3 protein-coding genes and 2 pseudogenes are annotated in these 15,288 nt (G+C 69.5%); 2 read left to right on the forward strand and 3 right to left on the reverse strand.

Translation table 11 applies throughout. The annotated features are described in order from the left end of the window. Positions 1-228: pseudogene (locus ASE68_RS20910) on the forward strand (hypothetical protein); the annotation flags it as partial. Here the strand turns inward: ASE68_RS20910 and ASE68_RS17950 are convergent. Next, positions 147-11,051 (reverse strand): annotated as a pseudogene (locus ASE68_RS17950) (DUF5979 domain-containing protein); the annotation flags it as partial. The pseudogenes ASE68_RS20910 and ASE68_RS17950 sit on opposite strands and share 82 nt — an antisense overlap. A 234-nt stretch (positions 11,052-11,285) precedes the next feature. On the opposite strand from ASE68_RS17950, the gene ASE68_RS17955 reads away from it, so the two are divergent. Continuing rightward, the gene (locus ASE68_RS17955) at positions 11,286-13,157 is read left to right on the forward strand and encodes an alkyl/aryl-sulfatase (RefSeq protein WP_055862813.1); all 1,872 of its coding nucleotides are present in this window, start codon (positions 11,286-11,288) and stop codon (positions 13,155-13,157) included. A gap of 214 nt (positions 13,158-13,371) precedes the next feature. Here ASE68_RS17955 and ASE68_RS17960 read toward each other — a convergent pair whose 3' ends face one another. Continuing rightward, a complete protein-coding gene (locus ASE68_RS17960) occupies positions 13,372-14,658 on the reverse strand; it encodes an adenylosuccinate synthase (protein WP_055862815.1) in 1,287 nt (428 codons plus the stop codon). Position 14,659: 1 nt separating this feature from the next. Beyond that, a complete protein-coding gene (locus ASE68_RS20370; RefSeq protein ID WP_158551888.1) occupies positions 14,660-15,202 on the reverse strand; it encodes a DUF3151 family protein in 543 nt (180 codons plus the stop codon). Positions 15,203-15,288: the final 86 nt, after the last annotated feature.

The raw sequence follows: 15,288 nt of genomic DNA on the forward strand, positions 1-15,288 counted from the left end.
ATGCGGCGCTACGCCCGTCGGCGCCGGCGGGCGATCAGCACGAGCGCGACGCCGATCGCGACGAGGATGCCGCCGAAGCCGATCCATGCCGCCACGGCAGCGCCGTCGACACCGGTGACCGGCGGCGCGGGCGCGAACTCGTTGTCGACCGTGATCGTCGCCGCCTCGTCGAGGCCGACCACGACCGGGGTGGCCTCGGTCGCGCTGACCGTGACGGCGATCGCCCCGCCGGCGTCGGTCTCCTCGGCCCAGCACTCCGTGCCGATCGGCAGGTCGCTGAGGGTCACCGTCTCGCCCGCGGTGATCGGCACCGGTTCGGCGTCGAACGGCACGTACGGGTCGTTGCCCTCGCCCTGGTCGAAGGTGCAGGTCACCGCGACGATGAACGTCTTGCCGTCGGCCTGATCCGTCGCCCCGCTCACCGTCTTCACGAGGTCGACCGACCCCTCCTCGAAGGTGTTCGTGGCCGTGAGCTCCAACGTCTGCGGCTCGTCCTCGACATCGATGATCGCGGCGTTGTCGTACGAGTCGTAGTCGATCGTGCTCTCGGTCGCACCCGCGGCATCCGTCTCCTCGCCGAAGCAGTGCGTCTGGTACGGCAGCTTCAGCGGGTCGCCGTCTTCACGGAGCACGGGCACCGTCTCGTCGGCACCGACCTCGACCGGCCCGGAGAAGACCGTGACGATCGTGCCGAAGACGTCGAGCTGGCAGGTCACCTGCACGGTGAACGTCGCGTCCTGCACGTACGCCTCGTCGGCCGCCGAGCCGTCGACCGCCTTGGTGACGTCGATCGTGCCCAACGAGAAGACGTTGAGGAAGCCCGCGGTGACGACGGTCTCGACGCCCTCGTCCTGGTCGGTGATCGTCACGGTGACCGGCGGCGGCGTCGTGTCGGCATCGGCCTTGAACGTCTCGGTCACGACGCACTCCGCACCGACCGGGATGCCGGTGATCGTCTCGCTCGTGAACGGACCATCGGTGCCGTCACCGACCACGACGAGTTCCTGGTCGATGACGGTCTGGTCGTCGTAGGTGCACTCCACCTGGAAGATGAACGGACCGTTCGAGAACTCGGGGACACCCGGTCCGGTGACCGCCTTCAGCACGTTCAGGCCGCCGGTGCGGAACTCGTTCTCGACCGTCACGGCGACGGGCTCGTCGGTCGCGTCGTCGCCGACGATGAACTCCGACGGACTCACGGTGGACTCGGTCGCCTCGCCGTCGTCGAGTTCGGCGACCGTGCAGTCCGCGTCCGTCGGCAGGTTCTCGACCGTCCAGACGTCGCCCGGTGCATCCTTCGTCAGCGTGTGCGTCGCGTCGTAGACGACGTCGGGGTCTGCGCCCTCGAGCGTGCAGACGAGCTCCACCTCGAAGTCGCCGAACGTACCGCCCCAGGCCTCTGCGCCGGTACCGGTCACGGCCTTCGTGATCTCGACCGATCCGACTCCGAAGGCGTTCGTCACCGCGACCGCGGTCACGGTGACGCCCTCGCTGTCGGGCAGGAGCGTGAAGGTGGCCTCCGAGGTCGCGCCCAGGTCGTCGTCGACACCGTCCTGCGTCACCACGATCGAGGTCGTCGCCCCCTCGGAGGCGGCCTCGGTGACGGTGCACTCGCTGCCGGCGGGCAGCGTGTCGTAGGTCTGCTCCTCGCCATCGTTCAGGTCGAACGACTCGTCGAGCACGGTCTCGCCCTCGAACACGCAGGTCGCGGTGAACGAGAAGACCGTGTCGTACTCGATCGGGTCGCCGTTCTCATCGACGGCGCCGCCGTTGTCGACGTCCTTCGTCACGGTGAAGCCCGCGTCGGGGAAGTCGTTCGTCACCGTGATGGTGGCGGGCGGGGCGCCCTCTGGGCCGACCACGATCGGGTCGTCCTCGGTCGCGCTGATCGAGATGTCGTACGCGCCCTGGCCGTCGGGCTCCTCGGCCCAGCACTCGGAGCCGACCGGCACCTCGAAGAGCGTCGTCACCTCGCCGACCTCGAGTTCGACCGGCTCCTGGTCGTAGACCACGATCGGCGGGTTGCCGTCGCCGCGGTCGAGCGTGCAGGTGACGAGGATCTCGAAGGTGCGGCCCTCGGCATGGTCGGGGTTGCCGCTGACCTCCTTCTCGATCGAGACGTTGCTCAGGTCGAACGTGTTCGTCGCCGTCACGGCGAGCGCCTGCGGCTCCTCGTCATCGGATGCCACGACGATGGCGGCATCGTCGAACGAGTCGTAGTCGACCGACGAGTCGGTCGCGCCCGCGTCATCCGTCTCTTCACCCCAGCAGTGCGTGCCGAGCGGAAGCAGCAGGGGCTCGCCGGTCGCCTCGTCGAGCACGGTGACCGTCTCGCCGCCGGTGACCTCGACGTCGCCGTCGAACAGCGGGTCGCCGTCGGCGGTCAGCGCACAGGTCAGGTGCACGGTGTACGTCGCCTCGACGACCTCGGGCAGTTCGGCGCCGGTGCCCTCGAGCACCTTCGTCACCGCGATCGTGCCGGCGCTGAACGGGTTCACGAAGTCCACGTCGACGACCTGGGGAGCGCCCTGGTCGTCCACGTCGGGGATGACGACCGTGACCGGGTCGGGCGTGGCATCCGCCCCGCCGTCGTCGGTCTCGACGACCTCGCACGAGCTGCCGACCGGCAGGCCGGTCACCGTCTCGGAGAGGAGCGGTCCCGCGGTGCCGTCGCCGGTGATGGTGAGCGTGCCCTCACCGACGGTGCCCCCCTGGTACGTGCAGGTGTAGTCGTAGACGAAGTCGACCCCGTCGGTGAACTCGGTACCGGGGCCGGTGATGTTCTTCTGGATCTGGAAGCCGCCGGCGCGGTAGTCGTTCGTGACCGTCACGGCGACGGGGTCGCCCTCCTCGCCGTCGGCGCCGATCGTCACCGGCTGCTCCCGAGCGATGGTGACCTCGGTGGCACCGGCGGTGTCGGGCTCGGTCACGGTGCAGTCGGCACCGGTCGGCAGGTCGCCGACCGTGACCGTCTCGCCTGCGCCGATGGTGACGATGCCGTCGTACACGGTGTCCGGGTCCGCCGAGTCGAGCGTGCAGACGAGCCGCACATCGAACTCGTCGGGGGCCCACGTGTCGGCACCCGATCCGGTGACCGCCTTCGTGATGGCGATGGAGCCGACCGTGAAGGCGTTCGTCACCGCGACGCTCGTCACGACCGTGCCGTCGCTGTCGGGGAGGAGGGTGAAGGATGCCTCGGCCACCGTGCCGAGGTCGGTCTCCGCGCCGTCCTGCGTGAGCACGATCGAGGTCGACGCGCCGCCCTGGTCGGTCTCGGTGACGGTGCAGTCCGTGCCCGCGGGCAGCGTGTCGTAGGACTGGGATTCGCCGTCGCTGAGCTCGAACGTCTCGTCGAGCACGTTCTCGCCCTCGAACTCGCAGGTCGCCGTGAACGTGAACACGGTGTCGTACGTGATCGGCTCGCCGTCCGCGTTCACGGCGCCGCCGGCGTCGACCTCCTTGACGACCGTGAAGCCGGCATCGGGGAAGCTGTTCGTCACGGTGATCGTGACGGGCTCGTCACCGCCGTCGACCACGACCGGGTCATCCGCCGTCGCGCTGATCGAGATGTCGTAGGCACCCTCGCCGTCGGGCTCCTCCGCGTAGCACTCGGAGCCGATGGGGATGTCGCCGAGCGTGTCGGACTCGCCGCCCTGCAGTTCGACGGGCTCCCGGTCGTAGATCACGACCGGCGGGTTGCCGTCGCCGCGGTCGAAGGTGCACGTCACGAGGATCGTGAAGGTGCGGCCCTCGGCATGGTCGGCGTTGCCGTCGATCGCCTTGGTGATCGTCAGGTCGCCGACGTCGAACGTGTTGGTCGCCGTGATCTCGAGCGCCTGCGGGTCGTCGCCGTCGGAGGAAACGACGATCGCGGCGTTGTCGAAGGAGTCGAGGTCGACGCTCGACGAGGTCGCGCCCGCGTCATCGGTCTCCTCGCCCCAGCAGTGCGTGCCGAGCGGCAGCAGCAGCGGCTCGCCGGTCTCGGGATCGGTCACGGTGATCGTCTCTCCGCCGACCACCTCGATGTCGCCCTCGAACAGCGGGTCGCCGTCGGCGGTCGCGGCGCACGTCACGTGCACCGTGTACGTCGCCCCGGGAATCCCGGGGATCTCGGATGCCGCGCCCTCGACGACCTTCGTCACCGCGATCGTGCCGGCGGTGAACCGGTTCTCGAACTCGGCGACCCCGACCTGCGCGACGCCGTCGACCTCGTCGGGGATCGTCACCGTGACCGGTTCGGGCGTGGCATCGGCCCCGCCGTCGTTCGTCTCGACGATCTGGCAGGAACTGCCGACCGGCAGGCCGGTGACCGCTTCGGAGTCGAGAGGGCCGACGGTGCCGTCGCCCGTGATCGAGAGGTTGCCCTCGCCGACCGTCGCTCCTTCGTACGTGCAGGTGTACGCGTAGACGAACAGCACGTCCTCGCTGAACCCGACGCCAGAGCCCGCGACGGTCTTCTCGATCTGGAAGCCGCCGACGCGGAAGTCGTTCGTCACGGCGATCGCGATCGGTTCCCCGCCCTCGGCGTCGGTGTCGCCGACCACGACGGGGTTCGGCGTGATCGTGACCTGGGTCGCATCGCCGTCGTCCGGCTCGGACACGGTGCAGTCGGCCCCGGTCGGCAGGTTGTCGACGCTCCAGGTCTCGCCGTCGGAGATCGTGAAGGTGTCGTCGTAGACGGGGTTCGTCGTCGCCTGGTCCCACGTGCAGACGAGTTGGAGCGTGAAGTCGTCGGGCGCCCACGCGTCGGCACCGTCGCCGGTCACGGCCTTCGTGATGTCGAGGCCGCCGACGGTATACGCGTTCGTCGCCGTGAGGGCGGTCAGGTGGGTGCCGTCCTCCTCGTCGGGGAGGAGCGTGAACTCGACGGGCGCGGTGACATCAGCGGGGACACGATCGACGCCGTCCTCGGTCACGACGACCGTCGAGGCGGTCGCGCCCGCGACATCCGTCTCTTGGACGGAGCAGTCCGCACCCACCGGCAGCGGACCGAAGTCCTGCGTCTCGCCCTCGCCGATCGTGAACTCGCGCTGGTCCTCGGGGATGATCTCCTGGCCGAGCCAGATGCAGCTCGCCTCGAACGTGAACTGCGGGTCGTATGCGATCGCGTTGCCGTCCTGGTCGACCGCGGTGCTGCGCTCGACCTCCTTCGTGACGCTGAAGCCGCCGATCTCGTACGTGTTCGTCACCTGGAGCGTGACGTCCTCGACGGGATCGGGCGGGAACGGGTGGGCGATGTCGGTGCGGCCCGTGAGGTCGCGCGTCGCGATGACCTCGCCTGAGCGGTCCGCGGTGCCCTCGGGGTCGTACGTGACGGTCGAGCCCTGCGCGAAGAGCTCCTGCACCGTGCAGCTCGAGAAGAGCGGCAGGTTGGTTGCGGTGCCCACCTCGACGAGCGAGCCGTCGGCTGGCACGTCGATCGGCGAGACCTCGGCGCCTCCGGTGTCGACGAGGTCGACGGGTTCGTCGAGCGACTCGCACTGCACGTCGAAGTCGTAGGAGTCGGGCAGCGGGAAGGTCCACGAATCGGGAGCGACCTGTTGCTTCTGCAGCTGCACCTGACCCGTGGGCACCGAGACGCCCGCGCGAACGGGCTCGACCGGACCCTGGTAGATCTGGTTCCCCTCGAACGTGGCACGCGAACCGGCCGCGACGGTGTTCCACGCGATCGGGAGTCCGTTGGCATAGGCGGTGGGCACGATCGCCGGAGTGCGCGTGTCGTATGTGACGGCCCCGGTGGCTCCCGGCGGCAACCCCGTTCCCGCCGAGAAGCTGTACACGAGCTTGATCGCCCGCGCCGTCGCGAGCTCCGCCGCCGGCGTCGTCGCGTCGAACACCACCCACGGGCGGGTGGAGACGTCGGCGAAGCACGGGTCGCTGTCGGGGATCGGCTGACCGAGCGTGCTGTACCGGATGTCCGCCGCGTTGCAGGCCTGGTTCGGCACGCTCGCCATGTAGTAGCTGGTGCCGATGCCGGCGCCGGGAACGCTGAGGTTGCCGAGGAAGACCGGCTGCCACTGCGACCCACGCGGCGACCCGACGACCACGCCGGTGTCGCCGACGGCCGGGAGCACGTCGATGCCCGCGATCTGGTCGGCCGGCACGTTGCCGCGGTTGGTGAAGCTGATGCGCCAGGTCTCGACCCCGCCGGGGCGGGTGATCGGCACGCACTGGTTCGCGTAGAAGCCTCCGCCTGCGTTCGGCGAGGCGCAGGCAGCGGCCGTGGGATTCGCGGCGGTGTTCAGCACGCCGAGGTCGTCGTAGTTCGGGTCGGACGGGTCGACGCCCGGCACGCCCGCCGCCGTGCCCTTGACCGCCTTGACGATGCTGATCGGCGCCGCAGCGGCCGGGGTGACGGTGGTGTCCGCCGCGCAGTCGGCGACGTTCGCGGAGTCGGCGATCGGGACGTTGTTCGAGCTGTGCGCGCACGTCTCGAAGTCGCGGTCGCTCGTGGCACTGATGGAGTTGCCGACGGGTGTGCCGGGAGTGAGCCCCGGGCGGAACATGAGGTTCGCCTGGATGACGAGGACGTCGCCCGGGTTGAACACGAAGCCGTCGGGCACCGTGAGCGTCACGATGCCCGTGGTCTCGTCGAGCGCGCCAGTGAACCCGTCGGTCGGCAGAGCGGCGCCCGAGGAGTCGGTCAGCTCGAACTCGAACTCCTCGTCGGCATCGGGGTCGGCGACGAGCAGCGAGCCCGACGCATCCGTCGCGACCTGGTCGGTGAGCTCGAGTCCCGTCATGGCCCACTGACCGGTGTTGGTGATGGTCATCGTGTACGGAATGGTCGACGCCGGCGGGAACTGCTGGGCGCCCGCGCCGCCGGAGCCGTTGCCCGGCGACTTGACGACGCTGATGGCGTTCACCCGGTGCTGCAGGATCGTGGTGTCGGACGCGGTGGCGTCGGCCTGCCACGTCACGCCGTCGGGCGTCTCCCACGACCCGGTGCCGTGCACGTCGACGTCGTCGGTCGTCGTGCCCTGCACGGTCTCGCCGGGCGCCGTCTCGAGGCCGGGCAGCGTCGACGGCACGGGGTAGCTGTCGATGACGCCGTCGGGCCCGTAGTGCAGGTTCTCGAGCCGGTCGGCGATGAACTTGAGCGACACGATCGGGTTTCGGGGCGACTCCCAGTTCGTCTCGTCCTCGTCCTTGCGGATGTCGAAGCGCAGGCCGCGCACGTCGGCGGCGGCGACCCCGTCGGGCAGCGCCGGCGTGACGACGTTGGAGACGGCATCCTGCCAGTCGCCGACGACCCAGCAGTCGGTGAGGTCGGTGTCGCCGTCGCACGTCTGGCCGAGCGTGTTCGTGCCGAGGTCGTAGGTGTACTCCACGCCCACGAGCGCCGAGACCTGCAGTTGGCCGATGCCGGAGGGCAGGGTCGCGGCAGGGAACGACGCGAACTCGAACGCGTTCCAGAAGGTTGGCGTGTCATCCGTGAGGGTCAGGACGGTCGTGCGCACGTTGCCGGTCGGCTGGCCGCCGATCGTCACCGTGTACCCGTCGGGCGACTCGTCCTCGTAGCGCGAGGGCGGGTCGATCGACTTGCCCGCGTTGACGCCGTACGTCGCGTCGGCGAAGGTGAGCGAGTCGTCGTCCGTGGCATACGCCTCGTCGAGCGTGGGATCGCCGCCGGGCCGCGACGCCCCGGACGAGGCGACGTTGGTCACCGTGTCGGCGGTCGTCGGGCGCACGCCCGGCTCGTCGCGGAGGAACTCGCGCAACTGGTAGGTCAGCACGACCGAGGTCGTCTCCTCGGTCTCGATCGACACGCCGTCGGGATCGGTGTGCACGACGCTGAAGCCGACGACGTCGGCGAGATCGGTCGGGGTCAGGGCGAGCGCCTCGTCGATCGTGTACTCGTCGGTTCCGCCGCCCTCGCGGGTGAGCGTCACGGTCGACTGCGTCGCCGCCTCGGGCACCGTGATGACGTCGATGCTGTAGAGGTTCAGGTAGGTGTACGTCGTCGTCTCGGCGGGCGGCGGAGTCGGGGGCGTCGGTGTCGCGGCCGGGTCGTCGAGCCGCAGCACGCTGACGTTCGCCTCCGTCTGGTTGACGGCCGTCATCGTCGCGCTGACGAGCGGGTAATCGGCCTGGTCGGCGCTGTCGGGCGGGATCGGCAGGCTGTCCTGGTCGAACGACTTCGAGACCGACGTGTTGATCACGGTGTCGAGGATCGTGATGTCGTCGGAGTCGTCATGGGTCACGGGCTGCGGCCCGACGCCTTCAGCCCTGGCGGTGTTCGTGACCACGCCGTTCTGGCCCGAGTTGTAGGGCTCGTCGTGCAGCGTGCCGACCACCGGGCCGCCGCTCCGCTTCTCCTGGCGGAGCTGGAAGGTCAGGTCGAGGTTGCGCTCGAAATCGTAGGATGCCGCGACCCCCGACCCTGCAGCCGGTCCGGCGCCCCCGCGGTTCGAGCCCTCGACGTAGGTCAGGCGCACGCCGAGCGTCGACGCCTGCTCGGCGTCGGAGAGCGTGTAGCCGGGGAAGCCGCCGTCGCAGGCGGTGCCGGTCGTGTCGGCCGCCCCGCACGCCTCGGCCGTGATGTCGACCCAGTCGCCCGCGGTGGCGTCGAAGAGCTCCACGGTCCCGATGCGGTCGTACGTCATGACCGGGTCGAGGTCGCCGTCGATGGGCTCGATGACGGCGAGGTTCCAGGCGTCGAAGGCGGATGCCGCGATGTCGGCGAAGTCCGCTCCGGCCGTCGGGTCGTCGGTGATCGCGACCGAGTCGAACGGCAGGCCCTCGGTCGCCCACGAGATGCGCGCGCTGCGCTGGTCGTCGCTGAACGCCTCGACGTTCTCGTCGAGCCACTGCTTCTCGAGCAGGTCGACGCCCTCGTCGGGGTCGAACGGGTTCACGTCGATCTGGTCGCCGTCGGTCGCGGTGTTGTCCTCGGGCGACGTGTCGTCGGGATTCGTCACCGTCGACGATGCCGTGTTGTCGACCACGAGCGGATCCGCGGCCACGGCCGCGTCGTGCACGCTGCCCGAGCCGTCGCGGAACTGGTCGCGGGTCTCGACCGAGATGCGCGGGGCGACCTGGAACCCGGGCGGCAGCGTCTCGCCGGGCTTCGGCGTGTAGACGAATCGGATGCCCTGGATGTCGTCCTGCAGGTCGTCGGGCACGGTGTAGTTGAACGTTGCCGGACCCTCGATGAGCTCGGCACCGGGAAGCGTCACCCACTCCTCGCCGTCCCAGTACTCGACGGTGAGGTTCGCGTCGGCCGGCACGCCGGCGCTGATCTGCTTCAGGTCGAACGTGTTCCAGAACAGCGAGGGCGGATCGCCGGGCTGCGGGTCGGCGGGGTCGCTGATCACGAGCGAGTCGGCTCCGACGGTCGATGCGTTCTCGCCCTGGTTGTTCACGGATGCGAGGAACGTCACGTCCGTCGTGCTGCCCGGCACGTCCCAGACCTCGTCGCGCACGATGTTCTTGTCGATGACCGTCGACACGCGCACCGGCTGCCTGGTGATGTCCGCGGCATCCTCGTCGTCGCCCGTCTGGCCCGTGGAGTCGGTCACGGTCGAGGTCGTGTCGTTCGTGCTGACGACGTCGGCCTGGCCGTCGACGCTCTGCGCCGTGACGTCGAACGGGATCTGCGCCGACGCGTTCGGCAGGATCGGGCCGGTGAAGGTGACCGAGAACCCGACGACGTCGCCGGACGGGTCGGGCAGCGTATCGGGCGTCGTGGTGTCGAGCGTCTCGGTCGTGCCGTCGGCATACGTGTACGTGATGGACGCACCGGTGGCGTTCTGCGGCCACGTGATGTCGCCGAAGCCGTCGAAGGTGAGCCCCTGGTCGGCGAGGTTCGGCGACCCGGCGGTGGGCTCGTCGATGGTCATGGACGTCACGGGCCGCGGCCCGTTGGCCGACTCGATGGTGGCCGTGGTGGAGTCGCCGGCGAGCAGTACCGGATCGGCGAACGTCTTCTCGACGTCGACGGTCGGGCCGGTGTTGCTGATGACGACGTCGCCGTCGGCCGTGTTCGGGTCGGTCGTCGTGTCGTCGACCACGACGCTCGACGAGGCGGTGTTCGGCACGTCGACCGACTCGCCGAGCGGGATGTCGAGCACACTGTCGTTCGTCTCCGCCGAGATGCCGATCGTGCCGTTGTCGCCCGGGGGAATCGGCTCGCCCGTGCTGGACGTGAACGTGAACCGAAGCCCCTTCACGTCGGACGGCGGGTCGACGCCCGGGATGTCGGTGAAGTCGGTGGGCACCACGTCGGGGCCGTACACGCTGGTCCAGTTGCCGTCGGCGTCGCGGTACTCGATCTGCACCTGGTCGGCGCCAGGCGGCGGCGTGATCGACGTGATGCCGGTGAAGTCGAGGTAGCCGTCGAACGGGCTGTCGACGCCCTCCGCCGGGTCCTGCACGACGACCGCGTCGACGGACTGGTTCGACGCGTTGCCGCCGCCGATCGTGTAGTCGATGGGCTGGCCGGGCAGCGACGGAACGGTCTGGCCGTCGGCGACGTGGTCGTCGACCGACTTCTCGACCGTCGAGTCGAGTTCCGACGGGATGTCGAGGTCGACGACCACCGACGCGTCCTTCGGCAACGCGTTCTCGGCCGATGCCGTCGCGGTGTTCGTGATCTCGCCGTCGTAGTCTGCGGAGACGGGATCGGGCACCTGCACGTAGACGACGATGCTCACCTGCTGGCCCGTCTCCAGGCCGGTGCCCGCCGTGCCGTCCTCGGTGAAGTCGACGGTGAAGTCGGTGTCTCCGGTCGTGACCGTCGCGTCGCCGGTCGAGACGATGACCGGATTCGGAACCGTCGGGTCGAAGATCAGGGGCGGCGGCAGCGTGTCCGCCACCTGGGCGCCGACGCAGATGTCGACGATGGGACTGTTGCACGTGAGGGTGATCGTGTAGCTGAACTGCTCGCCGGCTTCGAAGGGCGCCGTGTCTGGCGGCGTGACCGCCTTCGTGAAGGTGGTGAACTCGGCGTCATCGGGAGCCGCGGACGCCGACAACGCCGCCGGCGTCGCCAGTGCCGCCGTCAGAATGATTGCGCCGATTCCGGCGAGCACGCGTCGAACGACGGACATCACTTCCCCCAGCCCCCACAGCCGCACGGCTGCCACGGGCGCACGGTAGGTGAAGCGCCCGTCCTCCGACCCTATCCGGGAGGGTCCGAGGGGGGGAAGGGGCGTGTCCCGATGCAATGGCGTCGAAGCGTGTTCAGCTGCGCCGGAAGCCTTGACCAGGTTGGTTGCCCCTCCATGTGCTTCCCGGCAGACTGCCAAGGGTGGGATGTGCCCACTTGAGGGGGAGTTTCAGGAATGCAGCATCAGGAACCGACCGAAGCGATCATCGCCGCGCAGGCGGAGCTCACAGCCCGCTTGCCGTTCGCGGATGACGCGGATTTCGCGGCGGTCGAACGAGGATTCATCGGGACGCTGGAGGATCCGAAGGTCCTCGACGCGGCCGGCGAGGTCATCTGGGACGCGTCGACCTACGACTTCATCCAGGGGGAGGCGCCGGACTCGGTGAACCCGAGCCTGTGGCGACAGAGCCGGTTGGTGGCCAAGCACGGCCTGTTCGAGGTCGTGCCGGGGCTGTACCAGATCCGCGGTCTGGACCTTTCGGTCATGTCGTTCGTCGAAGGCGACACCGGGGTGATCGTCGTCGATCCGCTCATCTCGAAGGAGACCGCCGCGGCCGCGCTCGGACTGTACCGTCAGCACCGCGGCGACCGCCCGATCGTGGCCGTCATCCACACGCACTCGCACATCGACCACTTCGGCGGCGTGCAGGGCATCGTCGCCCAGGAGCAGGTCGACGCCGGAGACGTCGCGATCATCGCGCCCGAAGGGCTGGTCGAGCACGCGGTCGCCGAGAACGTCTACGCGGGTACCGCGATGGGCCGCCGTGCCGGCTACATGTACGGCGCCGCACTGCCACGAGGGGTGCGGGGCGCCGTCGGTGCTGGGCTCGGGCAGACGACCTCGACCGGTGAGGCGACCCTGCTCGCGCCGACGCTGGAGATCACCACAACGGGCGAGACGCACACGATCGACGGCGTCGAGATCGAGTTCCAGATGGCGCCGGGCACCGAGGCCCCCACCGAGATGCATTTCTACATCCCTCGGTATCGCGCGCTGTGTATGGCCGAGAACGCGACCCACACGTTGCACAACCTGCTCACGCTCCGCGGTGCGGTCGTGCGCGACCCGCACGTCTGGTCGCAGTACCTGACCGAGGCGATCGAGCGTTACGGCGACCGCGTCGAGGTGGTGTTCGCCTCGCACCACTGGCCGACGTGGGGCAACGCCGAGATCACGGAGTTCCTCGGCCTGCAGCGCGACCTCTACGCCTACCTGCACGACCAGACACTGCGGATGCTGAACCAGGGACTCACCGGGGCCGAGATCGCCGAGGTGATCCAGCTGCCCCCGGCCCTCGAGAACTCGTGGCACGCGCGCGGTTACTACGGATCGGTCAGCCACAACGTCAAGGCGATCTACCAGCGCTACATGGGCTGGTTCGACGGCAACCCCGCCAAGCTCTGGCCGCACCCGCCGGCCGCGATCGCCGAACGGTATGTCGACGCCATCGGCGGCATCGACCGGGTCCTCGAACTCGCACAGGTCGCCTACGACGGCGGCGACTTCCGCTGGGCGGCGACCCTGCTCGACCACGCCGTGTTCGTGGACGCGTCGAACGAGGCGGTGAAGGCGCTCTACGCCGATACCCTCGAGCAGCTCGGCTACGGCTCCGAGAACGGCACCTGGCGCAACTTCTTCCTCTCCGGAGCGACCGAGCTGCGATCGGGCAACTTCGGCACGCCGACCACCACGAACGCGCCGGCGATCCTGGCGCAGCTCACGCCCGAACAGGTGTTCGACGCCATCGCGATCACCGTCGACGGCCCGAAGGCCTGGGATCTAGATCTGGCGTTCGACGTCACCGTCAGCGACCTCGGTCGGAGCTTCCACGTCACCCTCCGCAACGGCGTGCTCGTCTACGTCGAACGCGAGCCTGAGACGGATGCCGCGCTGCACCTCACGCTCGAGAAGGCGCGACTCATCCGTCTCGCCGGCGGCGACCTGCAGTCCGACGGCCTCGGCGTGGACGGCGACCTCGGCCTGCTGACGCAGCTCTTCGGCGTGCTCAGCCCCGGCAACCCCGCCTTCGAGATCGTCCTCCCGTAAGTGGAGGGGACCGGACCCCGTGGAGGGCGGGGTCTGGTCACCGATCGAGAACACGATCACTCGAGCGCGCTCGTCCGAGCGGCCGTCTTGAGGATCGGCACTTCCCACGGGCGTGGTTCGTAGGGGATGGCATGCAGGACACGCACGAGGGAGAATCAGCGGCACGGCACCAACGAAGGCGCTGTCGGGGAGGGTCGAAAGGGGGAAGCGCGGCTCAGGCCAGCAGGTCGTGCAGCTGCACGATCTCGTCGCGGCCGGGGCCGACGCCGATCGCCGAGATGCGCGACCCGCTCATGGCCTCGAGCTCGCGCACGTAGGCCTGGGCGTTCGCGGGCAGGTCGGAGAACTCCCGGGCGCCCTTGATGTCTTCGCTCCAGCCGGGGAAGTCCTCGTAGATCGGGGTCGCGTGGTGGAAGTCGGACTGCGAGACCGGCACCTCGTCGAAGCGCTGCCCGTCGACGTCGTAGGCGACCGCGACGGGGATGCGCTCGATGCCGGTGAGCACGTCGAGCTTCGTGAGCACGAAGTCGGTGACGCCGTTGATGCGCGAGGTGTAGCGCGCGATGGGGGCGTCGTACCAGCCGGTGCGACGGCGGCGGCCGGTGGTCGTGCCGAACTCGTGGCCCTTCTCGCTGAGGAACTCGCCCCACTCGTCGAAGAGCTCGGTCGGGAACGGGCCGGCGCCGACGCGGGTCGTGTAGGCCTTGATTACGGCGATGACCCGGTCGATGCGGTTGGGCGCGATGCCCGAGCCGGTGACGGCTCCGCCGCTCGTCGCGTTCGACGACGTGACGAACGGGTAGGTGCCGTGGTCGACGTCGAGCATGGTCGCCTGGCCGCCCTCGAAGAGCACGGTCTCGTCGCGCTCGAGCGCCTGGTGCAGCAGCAGCGCCGTGTCGGTGACCATCGGGCGCAGGCGCTCGACGTAGCCGAGCAGGTCTTCGACGACCTCGTCGACGGCGATCGCGCGACGGTTGTAGACCTTGACCAGCAGGTGGTTCTTCTGGTCGAGGGCGCCCTCGACCTTCTGGCGCAGGATGTTCTCGTCGAAGAGGTCTTGCATGCGGAGGCCCACGCGGTTGATCTTGTCGGCGTAGGCCGGGCCGATGCCGCGGCCGGTGGTGCCGATCTGGCGCTTGCCGAGGAAGCGCTCGGTGACCTTGTCGAGCGTGCGGTGGTACTGCGTGATGAGGTGGGCGTTCGCGGAGACGCGCAGCCGCGAGACATCGACCCCTCGGCTCTCGAGGGCTTCGAGCTCCTCGAAGAGCACCTCGACGTCGACGACCACGCCGTTGCCGATGACCGGAGTGACCCCGGGGGTCAGGATGCCGGACGGCAGCAGGTGCAGCGCGTACTTCTCGTCGCCGACGACGACCGTGTGTCCGGCGTTGTTGCCGCCGTTGAACTTGACGACGTAGTCGAGGCGGGGACCGAGCAGGTCGGTCGCCTTGCCCTTTCCCTCGTCGCCCCACTGTGCACCGATCAGGACGGCTGCGGGCATTTCAGTCCTCTCCGGCCGCGTCGAGCGCGACGGGTTCGGCGAGCGGGTCGCCGGTTGTTGCCGTGGCCTCGGCCCGCTCGAGGAGCTGGGCCTGGCTCACGATGGTGATGACCTGGGTGGGCGTGTACTCCGACGCGATGCGACCGGGGGCCTCGGCATCGGCGCTCGAGAGCTCGCCGGCGAGGCGCTCGACCTGCGTGTCGAGGCCGAGGGCCGACGCGGCGCGACGCTTCGCGTCGAGGGCGCGCAGGTAGGCGCGGTTGGGCTCGTCGGACCAGGGCACGGCTGCGCCGGGCTCCCATCCGGATGCCGCGAGCTGCTCTTCGGCGAGGTCGACCGCGACGGTCGCGTAGGCGAACGACGCGATGGAGTTGCCCTCGGAATCGGCGAGGTCGGCGAGCTCAGCCCAGGCGAGGGGCGATGACGGATGCTCCGCGACCACCTCGGCGACGGCCCCGCGATCGGCGGTGGCAAGCGCCTCGCGAACCTCGGGTTCGTCGAGGAGACCGGTCTCGCGCTCTGCTTCTGTTTCGTCTGCAGTCACACTCAACCTTATCGCGAGGGGTCTCGGCCGCCCACGAGGCGGCGTCGGAGGTTCCTGCGTCTCGCGCGGCATCCGCCGGTCGGAGC

Origin of the sequence: Agromyces sp. Leaf222 (genome assembly GCF_001421565.1) — a bacterium.
Taxonomy (GTDB): Bacteria; Actinomycetota; Actinomycetes; order Actinomycetales; family Microbacteriaceae; genus Agromyces.

Excerpts from the sequence above, each read along its gene's own strand:
- ASE68_RS17955 (WP_055862813.1), top strand. The coding sequence starts at position 11,286 with ATGCAGCATCAGGAACCGACCGAAGCGATCATCGCCGCGCAGGCGGAG.
- ASE68_RS17960 (WP_055862815.1), bottom strand. The coding sequence starts at position 14,658 with ATGCCCGCAGCCGTCCTGATCGGTGCACAGTGGGGCGACGAGGGAAAG.